The sequence below is a fragment of the Acinetobacter sp. WCHA45 genome (assembly GCF_002165255.2).
Lineage (GTDB): Bacteria > Pseudomonadota > Gammaproteobacteria > Pseudomonadales > Moraxellaceae > Acinetobacter.
On sequence record NZ_CP028561.1, the window covers coordinates 2,380,259 to 2,400,134 of the forward strand.

A 19,876-nucleotide genomic window follows, 5' to 3' on the forward strand; every position below is an offset into this window, starting at 1 on the left:
TTTACAATTCATTTACATCACGGTAATGTATACTTTTGAATTGACTAAAACATCACTTTTTCATGGATCGAGATGACTGTTTATAACAAATTAAAAGTTTCCATTTTAGCCATCATTTCTTCGCAACACCTTTATGCGATTACACTCGATCCATTGCAAATCCAATCTGCACCTGGTGAATTACTCTATGCAGAAATGAGTTTTCATCAAGCTGATCCTACCGCAAAATTAGATGTAGGCTTAGCAACACCTGAAGATCTTTTAATGATGGGTGCTGCTCATCAGCCTCCGAGTGGCCTAAATTTTTATACACGTCGCAATTCACAAGGTGAAGGGGTGATTGTGATCACTTCTACACGTCCAATGATAGACAGTGAACTTAATATTATTCTTAAAATACAAGAAAGTGGTGCATCACATTTAAAGCATATTAAGCAACCTATAGGACAAAGTTCGAGAGCGATATCCACTAAAGCAGCTGCGAATGAAAAAACACTTTCACCTAAATATATTGTCAGTGAAAAAGATATTGCGCTCAATTTACCCGAAAGCACTCGCTTCAGTTCACCGATTGCAACAAATGTAAAAGAGCTTAATTTAAAGCAAGAAAATTTATTAAATGTCTCCTCAGCTTTACCACCCATATTAAATAGCTCACAATCAAAGCAAAGCTCTCCAGTAGCAATATCTGTTGTTACAACGTCGATACCAAGCCAAAATCAGGACACTGCAACTGCAAAAATTAGCCCTAAAATCGAAACAAATAATATAAATACGACTGCACCAGTAAAAGTTGAATCAAATCCAACGCCTACCATGACTAAACAGCCTATTGTTCGAGTCGCAGCTCAGCCAGTTCAAACTGCGAGTCAACCACCAACACCAATCGAAAAAAAATCAAAACCACTCGATACAAAGCCAGCCGAACCACAAGAGAAATTTAAAAAACAACAACCTACACAAACTGCACAACAAGCTAAAAAGAAAGCACCTGCCACAAATAGCAATTCCATGACTGCATCTAATAACTCAGCTCAACAGCATGTCGTGCAGCGTAATGAATCTTTGTGGAGTATTGCGCAACAAATCGCATCACAAATACAACAGCCTGTTGCTAAAGTTATGAATCAGATCAAAGCACAGAATGAGCATGCTTTTATTGGTGGCAATGCAAATCGTTTAAGACAAGGGTCTCGTTTAAATTTCAATCTAAATACAACACCATCTCGTCAGAATACAGCTATAAATCAAATAGCAGCACAGACAACACATCCTCGATCAGGTCAAGCCAAATATCGCCTGCAGCAAGCTGAAATGTCACTGGTCGCTGAAAGTAACCAAGATTCAAGCAATGGAAGTGCGAAAAAAGACACATTACAGCAAAAAACCAGTGCAGATTTATCATTAAAAGTTATGACAGCACGAGAAAAAACCGTTACATTACAAAGAAACGTAACACAGTTAGAATTGGCATTACGCAACAAGGAACAACGTATTCAGCTATTAAATGCTCGGCTTGCAGAGTTACAAGATCAGTTGAAAGTGCAGCAGGAAACTAAAAAGCCAACACGCTAGGTTACGAGAAGATTCTCATAAATTTGCAACAAAGCGGCTCTATCTTTAAGGGGTATAGATCATGTCAACTATAATAATTGTACTGCTAATCGTTGCATTAGTTGTTGCAATCGTTTTAAAAAAACGCAGTGACAATCAAACTACTGCAACATCTAAAAAAGGTGCTACAGCAAAATCAGCGAAGAAAGCAGCTACAACTAAAACTTCACGTACGACATTAGCACGTGAAGAACAGGAATCTGTTCCAGCCGCCGCAACCGCGATTCCAGAGTCTTTACGCCAGAAAATTGAACAGCAAATTCAAAATGGCAATTATCAAAGCGCAGAAGCACAAATCAATCAGATTTTAAAACAAGATAACTCCCAACATGAGTTATATTTATTTCTCCTTGATATTCACTTAGCTCAAAAAGATGATTTTGCAATTGATCAATTGATCAAACATATTCATGCTTTGAAACTTGATGATATTGCTCAAGCTGCTGAAGCAAAGCAACGCGAATATGAAAAAAATAAACAACCTGATGCAAGTGAGTTCAATTCAGGCTCAAGCCATTTCAAGCAAACCAGTACATCAGATAGTTTAGCAAAAGAGCAAAACAACACAGATTTTGACGCATTAGCGGCATCAAAAACGTCACAATCATTTGATGACTTACAATCTGGATATGTTGCACCGGCAGAAGAAACTAAACCAGTTCCAGAAGTTCAGCCATTAGATTTTAATTTTTCCTTTGAGAAAAAGGAAACAACCGAAGCTACGCCAACAATCGAGCAACAAGAGAATAAAGAGCCTGCTCCTTTAGAATTCTCATTCAATTTAGATGCTGCACCTGCAACTTCTCCTGTAGTTGAAGAAGCAAAGCCTGAATTAGATTTCAATTTTTCAAACTTAGAAGTTACAGAACAAAAAACTGAAGCAGCGCCAACGTTAGATTTTAGTTTTGAACCGACAGAAAACAAGCAAGTTGAAGTTACAGAATCAGTTGTTGAACTTGAACCTGTTCAAACCTCGCTTCAAACTACATCTGTTGCAATCAATGACCCTCTTGTACAATCATTTCCTGATTTACAACAGCTTGATGAAGCACAGCTCAATTTAGAACTTGCTGAGCAATATATTGAATTGGGCGCTTATGATTCTGCACGTGAATTATTAAAAAATAGCCCGTCATTTAATGCAGAGCAACAACAACATTCACAAAGTTTACTGAATAAAATAGCTTCCTGAATTTGATCGGTCTAATATAAGCAGTCTCTCAGACTGCTTTTTTTATGATGAAAAAAATCGCTTTAATTTATATGGGTGGGACGTTTGGTTGCGTTGGCGAACCATTGATGCCGATGCCAGAACAGGATTTTCTACCTTTACTAGCTAAGATCATTCCACCTCATTTACAGGTCGAATGCTTCGCTGCGCCTAGTATCAAAGACAGTAGTGCCTGCACCGCAACGGATTGGCTAAAGTTGGTACAACAAATCCAGCAATTGCAACTCAATGGTTTTCAACATTTTGTCATTATTCATGGGACAGATACTTTAAGTTACGCTGCAGCAACACTTGCTCGTTTCTTGGGACATTCTTGTCATGCCATCATTACAGGTAGCCAATACCCATTATTGAATGTTGAAGGCAATGATACCCGTGAATTTACAGATGCCACAGGCAACCTATATTTAGCATTAGAGCAAGTCCTCTCTTTGCCAAGGGGTGTTTATCTGGCGTTCCATGAACAAGTTTTTCACGCACAAACGACCTTAAAAGCACATACTACTGAGTTGGATGCTTTTGTCGGTGTTAAAGCTGATCAAAGTTGTCAAACCACAGCAGATTCTCTTGTTGTTCAAAATGAATATATTCAGCAAGCAGCTGAACTCAGCATTTTAAATTTGATGTTGCAGCCGATTGCAAAAGAACAACTCATTCTACAGTTAAAAAATATTCTACTTAACCCTCCAAATTTCTTGATTCTACAAGGATTTGGCACAGGCAATATTGCAGTAAATGACGAAATTCTGATGCTGTTTGAGCAACTGTATCAAAAAAAATGTCTGCCTATTATCAGCACCCAAGTGACCTTTGGGCAACTAGATCAACGCTATGCCGTCAGTTCATGGATTCAATCTGCCAAAGTTTTAATCAATGATTGCCATAGCCATGCTGATTTATATGCAAAAGTCTTGCAAATCTATTTAAAATATCCGAGCCACGAACAATGGTTCGCGAATTGGCATCAGCATTAATATTTGAGGTTAAAACATGCAACGTTATGCAATCGGTATTGAATTTTGTGGCACGCAATACCGTGGTTGGCAAACCCAGCAGCCTGGCGTTGTAACTGTTCAAGAGACCATCGAGAAAGTACTAAGCCGTATTGCCAATGAGCCCATTATTTTGCATGGTGCTGGACGAACTGATGCAGGTGTACATGCAACCAATATGGTGGCTCATTTTGACACCGAAGCCATTCGCCCAGAACAAGGTTGGATTCGTGGCACCAACAGTCAACTTCCAAAAGATATTTCAGTTCAATGGATTAAATGCATGGATGAGAACTTCCATGCACGGTTCAAAGCCACTGCACGACGTTATCGTTATGTCGTCTATAACGCACCCACCCGTCCTGCACTATTGTATAAACAAGTCACTCATCTTTATCAAAAATTAGATGTACCGAAGATGATTGTCGCTGCAGCAAAATTTGAGGGAACGCATAACTTCGAGACCTTCCGAGCTGCTGCCTGTCAATCCAATCAACCCATACGTCATGTAAAACACTGCCGTCTATTTGAACATGGACGCTATTTAGTATTAGATATTCAAGCCGATGGATTTTTACATCATATGGTACGCAATATCATGGGATGCTTACTAGAAATCGGACAAGGTATGTATGAGATTGATCATATCGATACCATGTTTGCCGCAGAAGACCGTACAGCGGCAGGCATCACCGCCCCACCTGATGGTTTATATTTTATTCAGTCCTATTATCCTGATGAGTTTGATTTACCACAGCTGCCTTTAGGTCCCCAATGGTTAAATCTACCTGAATAAAAAAAGCCTTATCGGGAGATAAGGCTTTTTTCTTAGAAAAATTAACGCTGTTTACGCTTACGATATTCGACAGGGGTTTCATTCGTCCAACGCTTAAATGCACGATAGAACGTACTTGGTTCAGAAAAACCCGTTAAATACACAATTCTTTCTACACTTTCATTGGTATTCGCCAATAATTTTTTCGCTAGGCGGCAACGATAATCTGAAAGGATTTGCTGGAAGCTCGTATTCGCCTCGCTAAGCTGTGTTCTTAAGCGTCGTGGCGTGATGCTTAATTGAGCTGCAACTGTTTCTAACGTAGTTTCACCACTTTCTAAAGTTGAACCAATGGCACGGCGAACTTCACCAACCAAATCATACCGTGCAAGCTCTTGTAATTTCTCAATCGCTAGTTGTTCATGTAATTGTAGTAGTTCTGGTTCAGCTTGCCACAATGGGTAATCAAGCACAGCATGATCAAAATAAAGGCGGGTTTCTTTTTGACCCAGACTGACAGGACAGCCATACACTCGAAAATATTCATCATCATCCGCACCCTCATTGAAGTTAAAGTCAATGTAGATCGGCTGAAACTGCCCTTCGGTGATGAATTTAAAGAAGCGAAGAATACCTGACATCGCACATTCAGAAAAATGGCGATTGACCAGATTGTCAGACCAGTACTGTTCGCCATTGCTTAAATAACAGCGTCCATCCTGAATCACCAGTTTGGCATCAAAGGCATCACTGATCAAACGCTGATAAGCTAAAGCTCGTTTTAGACCCTCACCAAATGTTTCACTACTAATAAATAGATGCTCAATCACCTGACCACGATAGAGTGGTAAATGCTCACCTAAATGCAATCCAATATCAGGATCATTGCTAACTTCCTGTGCAGCAATCCAAAATGCATTTTGCGCACTTAATGGCGTTCTGGCATTGGTATCAATTTGATTTAGCGCTACCCCTGCTTTTGTTAGAATCTCTTCAGTTGGCAATCCCGCTTTACGAATTGCCTGATAACCAAAGCGCAATACAACTGATGCATCTGTTAACTGACCCACTCAGTGCCCTTCCCTGTAGATACGTTCTTGTAACAATAACAACAATTTTAGATTAACGTTGATTGACCAAACTGACAACAATATTCTGCTTCTTTTGTTAAAAAAGATTGTCAATTGTCCGACAGTTTTTATGAATAAAGATCTAAAAGGTTTACATACGCTTCACCTTGTAAAATTCAAATAAATTGACTATAATTTGCCCCTTTCCAATTTGATCATCAGGTAGGCTATGGCCAATAAAGAGGAACTCATTGAGTTCGAAGGCGTTGTCACCGAAACGCTTCCTAATACGATGTTCCGTGTACGTTTAGAAAACGGTCACGAAGTTATTGCTCACATTTCTGGTAAAATGCGCAAACACTATATCCGTATTTTGACGGGTGACAGTGTAAAAGTAGAAATGACACCTTATGACTTAACAAAGGGTCGTATCACTTATCGCGCGCGCTAAGAGATTCGTGAATGCAAAAAAGCCACATTTTGTTTGTGGCTTTTTTTATGCTTGATTCTTATTACTCACTCAAACGTGTTGTTTTACACCCTACCGTTTGACACTCACGTAATCTTTCCTCTAACCAATGATTACGCTCTTGTGTCGTCGTAAGTCTACATTGCACGCTTACGCTATTTTTTTGATCATCAGTACATTCTGCATCTCGATGATGAATCCATGCGAGCTGGGACTTTTTAAGAATCTTTTGTTGTGTCTCATTGAGTTGGTGACGCAATTGCTGGTAATTTTTATTTAAATCAGCATCAGCACTCGCATAAATTTTATTCGTGCAATAAATATCATCATACGTATTGCGTGCCTTATCACAATTATCTGCATGACTGAATGTTGCTAAAGCGCCACACATCAGTCCAAATATAAATTTGTGCATCAAGTTTTCTCAATCGCTTAATATCCTATCTATGTAAGCACATTTGAACTCAATTGAATATTGCCTAAAAATAGACTAGTTTGTATATTTTTATCAATTCACACAAATGAACTCGACACCAACATCATTTAAGGATTGAATAAACATAGATAAGAGGATAAGGATTAATCAAAATAAAAATTTAAGTATTTGTTATTTCTAATCATATTATCTTTACAAGCATGTACCACTGCATACCAAAATCGAACCAGCCTACCTGATTATTTACAACTTTTTATCGGGCAATCTGCAACCATAATCCAACAGCCATTCGATTTAAACCTCTAGGTTTTCAGACTATCGCCCAACCAATCGAACAAAGCAATCAGCTGATTTACACTGTCATTCGCCCAATTCGTATTCCTATTCCTATCGCTCAATCGGCTGAACTTGGTGCTCAAAATATACCAATTCAAAGTGCTGGCAATACAGATAGTACTTATGATCTCAATTTAAAATGTCACATCATTTTTGAGCTAGACCAACAGCAAATTGCTCGCTCTATTCGCTATGAAGGCAAGGCTTGTTAGTTTGCTTATATACTATTAAGTTATAAAAAAACGCAGCCCAAGCTGCGTTTTTTATTGGCTATAATTCTTAGTTTAGTGCTGAAACTACGGCTTCACCCATAGCATCTGTACCAACTTTTGTCATGCCTTCAGACATAATATCTGCTGTACGCAAACCTTGATCTAATACTTGACCCACAGCATCTTCAATTGCTTTTGCTGCAGCTTCTTCACGGAAGGTATAACGTAACATCATCGCAACTGAAAGAATAGTTGCCAATGGATTAGCAACATTTTGACCAGCAATATCTGGTGCAGAACCATGACATGGCTCATACATGCCTTTGCCATTTTCATCTAAAGATGCAGAAGGCAACATGCCGATCGAACCTGTCAACATTGCTGCTTCGTCAGATAAGATATCACCAAATAAATTACCTGTAACGATTACATCAAACTGCTTTGGTGCACGCACTAACTGCATCGCAGCATTGTCAACATACATATGTGAGAGTTGAATATTTGAATATTGTGCTTGCTGTAAATCAGTAACCGTTTGCTTCCACAATTCAGTCACTTCCAATACATTGGCTTTATCAACCGAGCATACTTTGCCACCGCGCAAGCCTGCTAGCTCGAATGCAACTTTGGCGATACGCTTGATTTCACTTTCTGAATAAACATCAGTGTTATAGCCTTGTTTTTCGCCATTTTCTAATTCGCGAATACCACGTGGTTGACCAAAGTAGATCCCCCCCGTTAATTCACGAACAATGAGGATATCCAAACCAGCAACGATTTCTGGCTTCAAACTTGAAGCATCAGCCAATTGTGGATAAAGAATCGCAGGACGTAAATTTGCGAATAAATTCAATTCGCTACGAATTTTAAGCAAGCCACGTTCTGGACGAATCGAACGTTCAATGGTATCCCACTTAGGACCACCAACCGCACCCAACAAGATTGCATCGGCTTTTTTCGCCTGTTCACTGGTGATAGCAGGGTAAGGTTCACCATGTGCATCAATCGCAGAACCACCCAACAAACCATGTTCCCATGTCAAACCTAAATTAAATTTTTCATTGACCTTGGTCAGAACTTTCTCAGCAGCGCCCACAATTTCAGGACCAATCCCATCACCTGCCAAAATTAAAATATGTTTAGACATCTATTTTTCCAGTTTCATTAGTGCAGTTTTAAACTGCAAATCATTAAATCTTTTTCTCAACAAACTCGCCCAGTCCTGTCACCACATCATATGGGCGACAGAAGCGGCGAATGGTATGCTGCTCTTGCTGTAAATCCACACATAAGGGTTCAGGTGCAGACACATTCAACAGGCTATCTGAGCGTTTGGCCCTGTCCCGATACATTTTAAAGGTATAGCTTTGATGCGGCTTGAACGCATGAATCACATGGAAGGTTTCAGCTCGGTCTGGTGAAATAGGATAAAAGCGAATGACTACTTCATATTGTTTGGCTGGTACATTTAAGTAGACTTGTTGTTTTCTACTAAAAACCGAACCATGCAATCGTACAATCCCTCGCTCCATCGCCTGTTGGCTAATACGGTGCGATTTGGCATCGATCACGGCAATATCATTGATTCGTTCAAACTCACAATTTTCGACGCCTGAACAATACAAAGTTGCATTTTCTGCTTTATTGCCTACTGTATTTTGGGCAATACGAACCTGATCAACCATATTCGTAGAATTCTGACATGCGGTTAATGTCATACCAACACCTAAACACAGCAAAATACTGCGAGGGAGTCTTCTTTTCATTATTCAAGCCCAGTCCTATATCATGCAAACATGCAAGCGAATATATCTACTCGCATGTTAGCAAGAGTTCCATGTCCGCGCTATGGCTATATTTAAAATGTACTAAAACATTAAGCTATGTTTATATTGATGAGATATAAATAAAACTTAAGCTTCTATCTCTTGAAACACCCAAGGACGCGCCTGTTTGGCTTTTTCTTCATAGGCACGAATATCATCTGCCACTTGCAAAGTTAAGCCAATATCATCCAAACCATTTAATAAGCAGTGCTTACGGAATGGATCAATTTCAAATTTAAATGCTTCACCTGTTGGCGTGCGCACTTCCTGAGCTTCTAAATCGATGGTCAATTGATAACCTTCTGTTTCAGCACATTCCTTGAATAACTGATCAACAATCTCTTCAGATAAAATCACAGGCAACATGCCATTTTTAAAGCAGTTATTAAAGAAAATATCTGCAAAGCTTGGCGCGATCACGGTACGGAAACCATACTCATTCAAAGCCCAAGGCGCATGCTCACGACTAGAGCCACAACCAAAATTTGTGCGTGCCAATAAAATCGTTGAACCTTGATAACGCGGTTTATTCAATACAAATTCAGGGTTAATTGGACGTTTGCTAATATCTTGCCCTAAATAACCTTCATCTAAATAACGCAATTCATCAAATAAGTTATCGCCAAAACCTGTGCGCTTAATTGACTTCAAAAACTGTTTTGGAATGATTAAATCAGTATCAACATTTGCACGATCTAAAGGTGCAACAATACCTTGTTCTACAGTGTATTTTTTCATGATTTTGCTCCTTTAGAATGAACGTACATCAACAAAATGACCAGCAATTGCAGCCGCTGCAGCCATTGCTGGGCTTACCAAATGTGTACGACCACCGTTACCCTGACGACCTTCAAAATTTCGATTCGAAGTAGATGCACAATGTTCGCCCGGTTGTAATTTATCAGCGTTCATTGCTAAGCACATCGAACAACCTGGTTCACGCCATTCAAAACCAGCATCTAAGAAAATTTGATCCAAGCCTTCTTGTTCTGCTTGTTGCTTCACCAAACCTGAACCCGGAACGATCATCGCCTGTTTAATACTAGATGCAACTTTACGCCCTTTCACGACATCTGCCGCAGCACGAATATCTTCAATACGAGAATTGGTACATGAACCAATAAAGACACGATCTAATTGAATATCAGACAACGCTTGACCAGCAGTTAAACCCATATATTGATAAGCACGAGTCCAGTCATTACGCTGAACATCATCTTTTGCTTGTTCTAAAGTCGGTACTGCTTGCGAAACAGGGATCACCATTTCTGGAGACGTTCCCCAAGACACTTGTGGCTCAATCTCAGCGCCATTCAATACGACGACTGCATCAAATACAGCATCTTCGTCTGAGTGTAAGGTATTCCAATATTCTACGGCTTGATCCCACTGCTCACCTTTAGGCGCATAGTTACGATCTTTCACATAAGCGATGGTTTTGTCATCAACAGCAACCATACCTACGCGCGCACCCGCTTCGATTGCCATGTTACATACGGTCATACGCCCTTCGATCGACATATCACGGAACACTTGACCACCAAATTCAATGGCATAGCCTGTACCACCAGCTGTTCCAATTTTGCCGATAATCGCTAAAACAACATCTTTCGACGTCACGCCTTTGCCTAATACACCATCGACACGAACAAGCATGTTTTTCGATTTTTTCTGTACTAAACATTGAGTTGCTAACACATGCTCAACTTCTGACGTACCAATACCGTGTGCTAAACAACCAAATGCGCCATGTGTAGCTGTGTGTGAATCACCACAGACCACGGTCATACCCGGCAAAGTTAAACCTTGCTCTGGTCCTACCACGTGGGCGATACCTTGACGAATGTCATTAATACCAAATTCAACGATATTAAAGGTCTTACAGTTATCATCTAAAGTTTGGACTTGGATACGAGAGGTATCATCTTCGATTCCAGCAATGCCTTGCTCACGCTCTTTTTTAGAAGTTGGAACGTTATGGTCAGGTGTTGCGACATTGGCACTTAAACGCCATGGCTGACGATCAGCAAGTTGTAAGCCTTCAAATGCTTGAGGGCTAGTCACTTCATGTAATAAATGACGATCAATATAAATCAAGCTTGAACCATCATCACGTTGCTTAACTAAATGGTCATCCCATAATTTGTCATATAATGTCTTGCCTGCCATGTCGTCGCTCTCCAACGTGCTTGTCATAGGACTGGGTAACTAAATCTTAAATTTATTATAGCAATGCTTTCACATAAATCTAATTTATCATTTTTATTAGTTATCAAACTTTTTGGAATACCTAATTCATTTATGCATCAATTTTTTTCAATAAAGAGATCAATGCTTATCTATCTAAAAGTTCGATCATCGAGAGTAGAAATTTCTTTTTTACTTTTTAAATGATAATCATTACTATTTAATTAAATAAGATTTGAAACGGTGAGCGATATGGCAAACATTCAGCAATTCGTGATTAACAATCGACGGACTTTAAAAAAAACCTTGAGTTACTACATCATGCATATTAGTGTTGCGATGATAGTTGCCTATATGATTACGGGAAATTTAATCATGGCTGCAACCTTAAGTTTAATTGAACCAACCGTACAAGCTTTTGCCTTTTTCTTCCATGAAAAAGTTTGGAATTATTTCTAATTTTCAACCTCAATATCTGAGCACATATTTTAAAGTTATTTGAGTAAGCCTGTATGAATCTTGCTGCATTTGAAGCATTTTTAAAAGTGATGGAAACGGGATCAATTTCGATTGCAGCAGAACAATTATTTATTACTCAACCTGCGGTGACCAAACGAATTCATACGCTTGAAGAATATTTTGGAGTAAAACTGTTTGAATCCGCAGGACGCGGTATTCAACCGACCCATGCAGCACATTCTTTATTACCGAAAGTGAGAACTTGGCTCAATGAATTAGGTGAAATTCATCATACGCTGAGTCATGAGCAGAATCAGGTACAGGGTCGTTTAAAAATTGGGACGAGTCATCATATCGGATTGCATCATCTCGCAGACCCACTGAAAGCTTTTGTGCAATCTTTTCCACAAGTCACTTTAGATGTGCATTTTGTAGACTCAGAACAGGCGCATGAACAAGTTTTAGCAGGTGAACTCGAACTGGCCTTTTTAACCCTCCCTCCAATTGGAGATGAACGCCTAAGTTACTTGACGATTTGGAATGATCCTTTGGTTTTTGTGACCTCACCTTTTCATCCTTTAGCGCAACAATCACAACTTAAATTAGAAGATTTGATTGCTTATCCTAGCCTTTTACCCGCAGCACACACTTATACCAGTCAAATCACATTAGCAGAGTTTGAAAAAAAGAGCTTAAAACCTAAAATCAGCATGAGCAACAATCCTTTAGAATCAATCAGGATGTTAGTTTCTATTGGTTTAGGTTGGTCGGTATTACCTAAAACGTTGGTGAATCAAGATTTAAAACAACTTGATCTGAATCTCGATATGCAACGTCAACTGGGTATGGTGTGGCATCCTGCACGGATTCAATCTAAAGCGGCGGAAGAATTAATCAATATGATGCAACTTGGCTAGGCTAGCTAAAGCCAAGTTAGTCACCGCCTCCGCCACAACTGCTACAGCTACTGCCACAACTGGATGAAGATGATGATTGATCTTGCATATATTTTGCAAAATCTTGAGTCATTTGCGCCAGTTCAAACGATTGTCCATTTTCCCAACCCAACACCTGATCAACCGCAAATAGTCGTGGCAATTGCATCGTATTGCTTGGATTATATCCATGTAACATACAGCTATATTTCCAAGCTTCAAATAATTGCTTTGCTTGTGCTTCTGGTCTCGTTGTTCCGTCATAAGGGCTATGATGCAACGTTCGACCTATGGTTTGCTCACATAATTGCTGATACTGGATCGGATATTGCAACATCACATGCCATAAAGCATCGACTGCATGTGAAGGCATGGCATAGGCTTGTTTTTGCATCACGTGTAATGCCAAATAATCCTTAAATCCAAGTTCAATCAGCCGACGTTGTTTTAAGCTCAGTTCGGGATATTGTTGTTTTAATTTATTCCAAAATATTGGATCAATGTTGAGTTGCTCAATCTTCTCTAATTTATTCCTTCGAGTCTTGGCGATCAAAACATAGTTTAAAACAATAATTGTCCATATTAATGGGAGTAAAACCCAAGCGGTAAAGATCTGCTGTTGCCAGCTATACATGAGCAGTAAGACTAAAATCGGCAGGATCATCCAGCGTGTTTTTATCATCGGTTGCTGGCGTTCTAATTTGAGTAATGCATCAAGCATGCTGGAAGTCTGTTCTTCCTGATTTGTTTTTATTTTCATACTGTCATCTTAAGAACAAAAGATGACAGTTATATGACATTAAAACCTCCCAATAATTATGGGAGGCATCGATGATATAGATTATCCTATTTTTAACAAACGGCGAATTTGTTGCGTCACTTGACCCACATCCAATTGCTGATTTGGAAGTGTCATCGTCAATAGCTGATCTGAACGCAAAGTTCGATCCACTTCTAACATCACATGCGTTTGATGTGCTTCTGCAACAAATGACACTTCGACCTCATTAAAACCGCTGAACAGATGTGAAGAAACAAACTCTAATTCTTGGTAGCAACCAATGGTTGATCGAAAATTACGTGCCGTGAGTTGTCCTTTTTCTACATCGACACTCGATAAGACAAAACCACATTGTTGCATTGCTTGTAAAAACACTTGCATGGTTAGTGTGGGTAACACACTTAAATAATCACGATCAGTTGCATCTAGCCCCCAATCAACATCCATATGTGTATTGATCCAAACGCGAGTCCCATTACGGCGACAAGAAACTTCAGTAATAGGCGTTTCATATGGGATTTGCATCGTAAATGGAATATGATGGGATTGATGTGCAGCTAATAAAAAATTTGAACTGATTAACCACTGATCCAAAATCAAAGGTTGATTAAATTCATGATCCCCTGACTCAACTTCGGCGATGGTCATCAATTGTAAATACAAACTATTGATTTCTTTATCAGATGAGCCGCCTTTAAAACTAATTTCCCCTTCTAATGTTCCACCCGCTTGTAAAGTTGGATTATGCAAATGCGTTTCTACAGTTACCCCTTGAATACCCAAACTTGACATCATTTTTTTAAACATATTTCAACCCTTTTGAATTATTTTGTTAAATCTATAACTGGCTACTTATTTTTAAAGTGCTTCATCCCCAGCGATTTGAAGCTTGCCATCTGCTATTTCGTTCATAAATTGCTGATAATCATTCAAATTGCGCTCAGCATATTGCATGGCATACTCTTGCAAAACATCTACAATCTTGTTGCCTTCACCTAGATAGCCCATCAAAACATCGGCATTACCAGATTTTGCATGTGCATGCGCCAACGCTAAGCCACAACTTTCAGCATATTCATAAAAATATTCGTCATCCATATCTGTTAAATCCACAGAAATCTTCATATCTCTAAGCTGACGGATGTGGAAATGTTTATCTAATGTAGAAAATCCTAAGAAGATATCACTAGCAGCCTGCATTAATTGTTGACCATGAATGACTCGCTCACCTTCATGTTCTACCTTATCTTTGAAAAGTGGACTAAGTATTGAAGGATTCGCTTCTTTCATTTGTAATATCAATGGCTCTCGATCTGCATCTTGAAACAGCGCAACAGCAGAGCGTGTGCCAACACTTCCAACCCCAACCACTTTGAGTGCAACGTCTGTGCGTTGATAACGATCAAATAAAACTTGTCGATCATATTTCAATGAATCACGATACTGTCTAAAAAACTCATCAACATTTTTGTTGAATGGTTCATTTAACTTTGGATGCCAAAGCAAAGGTTCATCATCAATAAAGTGTCGAAAACCCGTCTCTTTGTCCTGCTGGGTCAGTTTAGGCAAAACCGAGTGGGCATTTCTTTTTTGTGCTGAATCAAGATGCTTCTCTCGCTTCTTTCTCAGTTTTCGACATTCCGTATTTTCTAACAACCTACTGGCATCGACTTTGTCATACCAAACTTGTAGCGGTGATAATTCAGTATTTTGCAGTAGATGTTGGCGATAACTATTCAGCATGGTTTTAATGGCTTTTAAACCGACTTTATCAGCAAGATCAATATCACGTGCTGCAATTACAAAACTAGTTGCTAAACGTTTTAAATCCCACTCAAATGGCGCAACTAAAGTTTCGTCAAAATCATTAATTCCAAATAACAGATTACGTTCAGGACTAGCAAAACCACCAAAATTGCTTAAATGACAATCCCCACAAATTTGCTGGAATAAACCTGAGTTAAACTGCTCCCATGCTTGATCAAACAACATTAAAGAAGGCATACCACGATAATAGGTAAATGGAGAAACACTCATACGTTTTGCACGAATCGGCTTAAGCTGCTCTAAACGTCCTTGGTTACTCCAATCATAAATATTTAAAGCCGTTAGACCTTTAGGGCGTTGCGATAGTTGTGACAACTGTTCACGTGAAACTTTTTGACGTTGCGCTTTTCCTAATTTAAAACCTTCTTTTTTTGTCAGTAACTTACCTTGATAACTATGCCGAGTAAGATCAATGCAGTCTTCTGTCCAAAGTTGTTTTGGCAGTTTAATTTGTTGTTTTTTCATAACACCCCCGACATAAATTCAGTAGTGTTATAACAATAAATTGAATGGATCAGATAAATAATTTTTATTTTTCACTCAATTTATGATTTTTGTCATGTGCCTTTTGTTTTTGCACATACTTTTTTGCTGCATAATAAATCAGCATTGCAAAAGGTAAAATTAAAAATAATGCGCCGACACCAAAAACAATATAAGCAAAATAAACATTGGCGATGAGAAAAAAAGCGCCGTATGGTAGAAGTTGTCCCACCAATTCACCAAAAAATGCTGCGCAAACCTGTTTACATTTTGGCTGTTTGCTAGGTTCGTTTTCCTGTGGATGATCTTTCATTTTTATATCCAATTATTGATCTTCTTATTATTCAACATGTTAAACATATTAAAACTGTAATATGTTTAACATTTTTCTATATTTTTTGATTAAATCGACCAGTCCTGAATTTCCCAGCCCTGTTCGCGTGCCAGCTTCTCCAAACGATCATCAGGATTCACTGCAATTGCATGGGTCGCATATTCAAGCAGGAAACGATCATTGATTGAATCTGAATACGCCCAAGACTCATCAACTGCTCTTCCCTGTAACCATTGATCTAAACGAGCAAGCTTACCTTTCTGATAACAAGGTAAACCTGTCACCTTACCCGTATACTTCCCATCAAGAACTTCGGCATTGGTGGCAATAATTTCAGTAATACCAAATTCACGAAAAATCGGAGCCGTAATAAAATCACTGGTTGCAGTAATCCCAACAATCGCATGACCTAAATCTTGATGCTTTTTAATTGCATCAAAACCTTTCGGACGCATTTGGGGGCGAATCACTTTTTGCATAAACAACTGGTGTAGGTCAGTTAAATAAGTATTGTCATGCTTGGTCAAAAATTCAAAGACAAATTCGTTATAGGCAATCGGATCAAGTTGTCCTGCCTTATAGTCCTCGTAGAATTTATTATTCATTTGACGATGATGAACTGGATCAACCAAACCTTCATTCACTAAAAACTCACCCCATGAGTGGTCAGAATCGGTATTTAACAGGGTGTGATCTAAATCAAACAAAGCCAATTTCATATAAATGCTCATTTAAATGCAAATTAAAGAAAAAAAACGTAAATCTATTTCCGTAAGTGACTAAAAATTCGTTAAGATCATAGCAATTTTAAACATTTTACTTTGACCTTTTTCGAGTTGGACGTGAAGAGTGACTGTCCCCGAGATCAAAGTCAACGATATAGAGAAAATTTAGGTAGCCAAATGATCGATTCAGAAGGTTTCCGACCCAACGTCGGGATCATTTTGGCAAACGATGACGGACAAGTTTTATGGGCAAAACGCATTGGTCACAATGCTTGGCAATTTCCACAAGGAGGGATCCAGTTTGGAGAAACCCCTGAACAGGCACTTTATCGTGAACTGAGAGAAGAAGTCGGTTTATTGCCCGAACACGTCCAAATAGTAGCGCAGACTAAAAGTTGGCTGCGTTATCGTTTGCCACATCGGTACATTCGGTCAGATTCTGATCCGGTATGTATTGGACAAAAGCAAAAGTGGTTTTTACTGAAATTAACGGCATCGCCGCATCATATTCAGTTAAATCTATCAGACCCACCCGAGTTCGATCAATGGCAATGGGTGAGTTACTGGTATCCATTAGGTCAAGTAGTGAACTTCAAAAGAGATGTTTACCGCAGAGCCATGATGGAGTTGTGTTTACAATTACCGTAGCGTTAATCGTCAACAAATCATCACTTTAAGCAATGATTTTTGATCATAGAGCTGTTATAACTAGACCGATAACGATTTATAAATTGGAGTAAACATCCATGTCAAACATGCAACTCGACACGCTTAGACGCATTGTGCAAGAAATTAATGCGTCCGTCAGTTTGCATGATTCTTTAGACATTATGGTCAATCATGTGGCTGAAGCGATGCATGTCGATGTATGTTCCATTTATTTATTGGATGAACGAAATAAACGCTATGTGCTCATGGCTTCAAAAGGTTTAAAACCTGAAGCTGTTGGACATGTTTCTTTGAGTGTTGGTGAAGGTCTCGTCGGTTTAGTCGGTAACCGTGAAGAAATTGTAAACTTAGATAACGCACCTAAGCATGAACGCTTTGCTTATTTGCCTGAAACAGGTGAAGAGCTATTTAACTCATTTCTTGGCGTACCCGTGATGTATCGCCGTAAAGTGATGGGCGTTTTAGTTGTTCAAAATAAAGAACCTCAAGACTTTAGTGAAGCGGCTGAATCATTTCTCGTTACTTTATGTGCGCAACTCTCAGGGGTAATTGCCCATGCACATGCGGTCGGAAATATTGATGTTTTCCGCAAACCAACGAGTGGTTCATCTTACAAAACCTTCCAAGGGGTTTCAGGTGCTGGAGGGATTGCATTAGGTCGCGCCATCGTGCTCTATCCCCCAGCCGATCTTGCTGCAATTCCCGATCGTGAAGCTGAAGATATCAGTGATGAACTCGACCTATTAGATCAAGCGATTGCTGCGGTACGTTTAGAGATCCAATCTTTAGATGAGAAAATGCAAGACTCATTGATGTCAGAAGAACGTGCGTTATTTAGCGTGTTCTTGCGGATGTTAGATGAAAATGCCTTACCAAGTGAGATTAAAGATCACATTCGTGCAGGCAGTTGGGCACAAGGTGCGGTGCGTAAAGTCATTGACAAGCATGTGGCGCTGTTTGCACAAATGGAAGATGACTACCTGCGTGAACGGGTTTCTGACCTTAAGGACTTGGGACGGCGCATTTTGGCCTGCCTACAGGAGGCGGATTCCAGCCATCGTGAACTTAGCCCAGACAGTATTTTAATTGGTGAAGAAATTAGTACGGCGGCTTTAGTTGAACTTCCTGTTGATAAAATCGCTGCGATTGTGACTTCTGAAGGCGCTGCCAATTCACACATGGTAATCGTGGCACGCGCTCTGGGGATTCCAACCGTTGTGGGTGTCACCGAATTGCCAATCAACACCCTTGATGACATCGAGATGATTGTCGATGCCTATCAGGGGCGTGTCTTTGTCAATCCGCCGCGCCGCTTACGCCAGCGTTATAAGGAAGTCCAGAAAGAAGAAGAGCAAATCGCCAAAGATTTGAAGCAATATGAAACCAAAGATGCGATTACACCTGATGGTGTCTCTATTCCTTTATTCGTAAATACAGGTTTGATGATTGACGTTGTTCGTGGCGTGCAACGTGGTGCGAAAGGTGTTGGTTTATATCGCAGCGAAATTCCGTTCATGCTACGCGAACGATTCCCAGGTGAAGAAGAACAACGTGCCATCTATCGTCAGCAGTTGAGCCATTTTGCCAATAAGCCCGTGATTATGCGAACTCTCGATATCGGTGCGGATAAAGATTTGCCTTATTTTAGTATTGAAGAAGAAAACTCGGCATTAGGTTGGCGTGGTCTACGCTTTACTCTGGATCACCCTGAAATTTTCTCAGCGCAAATCCGTGCCATGCTAAAAGCTAGTATTGGTTTGAATAATTTGCATATTTTGTTACCGATGGTGACAAGTGTCAGTGAAGTTGAAGAAGTCTTGTATCTGTTGGAACGAGACTGGTTAGCTGTACAAGAAGAAGAACAAGTCAAAATCACTAAGCCTAAAATTGGGATCATGGTTGAAGTACCGAGTGTACTTTTACAAATTGGTGAGTTTGCTGAGCTGGTCGACTTCTTTTCAGTTGGTTCCAATGACTTAACCCAATATTTATTGGCTGTTGATCGTAACAATCCTCATGTAGCTAACGTATATTCGCACTTTCATCCGTCTGTCTTACGTGCTTTAAACCGTTTAGTAGAAGATTGTCATATCTATCAAAAACCAGTCAGTGTCTGTGGTGAAATGGCAGGAGATCCATTATCTGCCATTCTACTGATGGCGATGGGTTTCAATACACTTTCCATGAGTTCTAGTAATATATTAAGAGTTCGTAAAGCGATTTGTCATGTCCCAATGAGTGATGCAAAACAACTCTTAGACGATGTTTTACACATGAATAACCCTCTGGTCATTAAAAGTTGGCTTGAACACTACTTTAAAACGCATGGTCTTGCAGATATGGTTAAATCAAATCGTTTGGTCAGTGCCTAGAAAATAACTAGGGCATCCTTTCAAGGATGCCTTTACATAACTGCAACAGGTGAAAAACCTCCTGTTTTTATATATGAGCATACAAGCTGAATTTGGGAGTTGATTATACAATTACCCTTAACGAACTATTCAATTCCCTTTAA

At 39.5% G+C, this 19,876-nt stretch carries 20 protein-coding genes and 1 pseudogene; 10 read left to right on the plus strand and 11 right to left on the minus strand.

Features of this window, described 5'->3' with window-relative positions; translation table 11 throughout:
- Positions 1 to 72: 72 nt before the first annotated feature.
- The 4 genes from CDG55_RS12850 (at position 73) to truA (ending at position 4,633) form a co-directional block, all read left to right on the plus strand.
- Complete coding sequence (locus CDG55_RS12850; RefSeq protein WP_087536331.1) at positions 73 to 1,575, plus strand: FimV family protein; 1,503 nt, start codon at positions 73 to 75, stop codon at positions 1,573 to 1,575.
- A gap of 61 nt (positions 1,576 to 1,636) precedes the next feature.
- Positions 1,637 to 2,806 (plus strand): FimV domain-containing protein, encoded by a 1,170-nt coding sequence (locus CDG55_RS12855; protein WP_087536330.1) that lies wholly within the window; start codon positions 1,637 to 1,639, stop codon positions 2,804 to 2,806.
- 44 nt (positions 2,807 to 2,850) lie between these two features.
- Positions 2,851 to 3,819, plus strand: coding sequence for an asparaginase domain-containing protein (locus CDG55_RS12860; RefSeq protein WP_171287525.1), 969 nt, complete (start codon positions 2,851 to 2,853; stop codon positions 3,817 to 3,819).
- A gap of 16 nt (positions 3,820 to 3,835) precedes the next feature.
- Complete coding sequence (gene truA / locus CDG55_RS12865; RefSeq protein WP_087536329.1) at positions 3,836 to 4,633, plus strand: tRNA pseudouridine(38-40) synthase TruA; 798 nt, start codon at positions 3,836 to 3,838, stop codon at positions 4,631 to 4,633.
- Positions 4,634 to 4,674: 41 nt separating this feature from the next.
- Here truA and CDG55_RS12870 read toward each other — a convergent pair whose 3' ends face one another.
- A complete protein-coding gene (locus CDG55_RS12870) occupies positions 4,675 to 5,682 on the minus strand; it encodes an AraC family transcriptional regulator (protein ID WP_005162677.1) in 1,008 nt (335 codons plus the stop codon).
- Positions 5,683 to 5,911: 229 nt separating this feature from the next.
- On the opposite strand from CDG55_RS12870, the gene infA reads away from it, so the two are divergent.
- Complete coding sequence (gene infA, locus CDG55_RS12875; RefSeq protein ID WP_001284370.1) at positions 5,912 to 6,133, plus strand: translation initiation factor IF-1; 222 nt, start codon at positions 5,912 to 5,914, stop codon at positions 6,131 to 6,133.
- Positions 6,134 to 6,194: 61 nt separating this feature from the next.
- Here the strand turns inward: infA and CDG55_RS12880 are convergent, their stop codons facing one another.
- Positions 6,195 to 6,566: a lysozyme inhibitor LprI family protein gene (locus tag CDG55_RS12880; RefSeq protein WP_004659107.1), complete on the minus strand. Its 372-nt coding sequence runs from the start codon at positions 6,564 to 6,566 to the stop codon at positions 6,195 to 6,197.
- 189 nt (positions 6,567 to 6,755) lie between these two features.
- Between CDG55_RS12880 and CDG55_RS15535 the strand changes: the two are divergent.
- Positions 6,756 to 7,135: pseudogene (locus CDG55_RS15535) on the plus strand (hypothetical protein).
- 67 nt (positions 7,136 to 7,202) lie between these two features.
- Here CDG55_RS15535 and leuB read toward each other — a convergent pair.
- The 4 genes from leuB to leuC form a co-directional block, all read right to left on the minus strand.
- Complete coding sequence (leuB, locus tag CDG55_RS12890) at positions 7,203 to 8,282, minus strand: 3-isopropylmalate dehydrogenase (protein WP_087536328.1); 1,080 nt, start codon at positions 8,280 to 8,282, stop codon at positions 7,203 to 7,205.
- 43 nt (positions 8,283 to 8,325) lie between these two features.
- Entirely contained in the window at positions 8,326 to 8,901 is a 576-nt protein-coding gene (locus tag CDG55_RS12895; protein WP_087536327.1) for a hypothetical protein, read from the minus strand.
- 147 nt (positions 8,902 to 9,048) lie between these two features.
- A complete protein-coding gene (gene leuD / locus CDG55_RS12900; RefSeq protein ID WP_087536326.1) occupies positions 9,049 to 9,699 on the minus strand; it encodes a 3-isopropylmalate dehydratase small subunit in 651 nt (216 codons plus the stop codon).
- A 12-nt stretch (positions 9,700 to 9,711) separates the two neighbouring features.
- Entirely contained in the window at positions 9,712 to 11,130 is a 1,419-nt protein-coding gene (leuC, locus tag CDG55_RS12905) for a 3-isopropylmalate dehydratase large subunit (protein ID WP_004659116.1), read from the minus strand.
- A 270-nt stretch (positions 11,131 to 11,400) separates the two neighbouring features.
- Between leuC and CDG55_RS12910 the strand changes: the two genes are divergently transcribed.
- Together CDG55_RS12910 and CDG55_RS12915 are read left to right on the plus strand one after the other, a co-directional pair.
- Complete coding sequence (locus tag CDG55_RS12910; protein ID WP_087536325.1) at positions 11,401 to 11,607, plus strand: DUF2061 domain-containing protein; 207 nt, start codon at positions 11,401 to 11,403, stop codon at positions 11,605 to 11,607.
- 53 nt (positions 11,608 to 11,660) lie between these two features.
- Positions 11,661 to 12,524: a LysR family transcriptional regulator gene (locus CDG55_RS12915; protein ID WP_087536324.1), complete on the plus strand. Its 864-nt coding sequence runs from the start codon at positions 11,661 to 11,663 to the stop codon at positions 12,522 to 12,524.
- Positions 12,525 to 12,540: 16 nt separating this feature from the next.
- Here CDG55_RS12915 and CDG55_RS12920 read toward each other — a convergent pair whose 3' ends face one another.
- The 5 genes from CDG55_RS12920 to CDG55_RS12940 form a co-directional block, all read right to left on the minus strand.
- Positions 12,541 to 13,302, minus strand: a complete 762-nt coding sequence (locus CDG55_RS12920) for a hypothetical protein (RefSeq protein ID WP_087536323.1) — start codon at positions 13,300 to 13,302, stop codon at positions 12,541 to 12,543.
- Positions 13,303 to 13,383: 81 nt separating this feature from the next.
- A complete protein-coding gene (locus tag CDG55_RS12925; RefSeq protein WP_087536322.1) occupies positions 13,384 to 14,130 on the minus strand; it encodes a sporulation protein in 747 nt (248 codons plus the stop codon).
- Between the two features lie 51 nt (positions 14,131 to 14,181).
- Positions 14,182 to 15,615, minus strand: coding sequence for a DUF2252 domain-containing protein (locus CDG55_RS12930; protein ID WP_087536321.1), 1,434 nt, complete (start codon positions 15,613 to 15,615; stop codon positions 14,182 to 14,184).
- A 64-nt stretch (positions 15,616 to 15,679) separates the two neighbouring features.
- Complete coding sequence (locus CDG55_RS12935) at positions 15,680 to 15,958, minus strand: hypothetical protein (protein WP_228252558.1); 279 nt, start codon at positions 15,956 to 15,958, stop codon at positions 15,680 to 15,682.
- Positions 15,959 to 16,035: 77 nt separating this feature from the next.
- Complete coding sequence (locus CDG55_RS12940) at positions 16,036 to 16,686, minus strand: HAD family hydrolase (RefSeq protein WP_087536319.1); 651 nt, start codon at positions 16,684 to 16,686, stop codon at positions 16,036 to 16,038.
- Between the two features lie 183 nt (positions 16,687 to 16,869).
- On the opposite strand from CDG55_RS12940, the gene CDG55_RS12945 reads away from it, so the two are divergent.
- Together CDG55_RS12945 and ptsP are read left to right on the plus strand one after the other, a co-directional pair.
- Complete coding sequence (locus CDG55_RS12945; RefSeq protein WP_005162709.1) at positions 16,870 to 17,340, plus strand: RNA pyrophosphohydrolase; 471 nt, start codon at positions 16,870 to 16,872, stop codon at positions 17,338 to 17,340.
- Between the two features lie 98 nt (positions 17,341 to 17,438).
- Positions 17,439 to 19,733 (plus strand): phosphoenolpyruvate--protein phosphotransferase, encoded by a 2,295-nt coding sequence (gene ptsP, locus CDG55_RS12950; RefSeq protein WP_087536318.1) that lies wholly within the window; start codon positions 17,439 to 17,441, stop codon positions 19,731 to 19,733.
- Positions 19,734 to 19,876 lie beyond the last annotated feature (143 nt).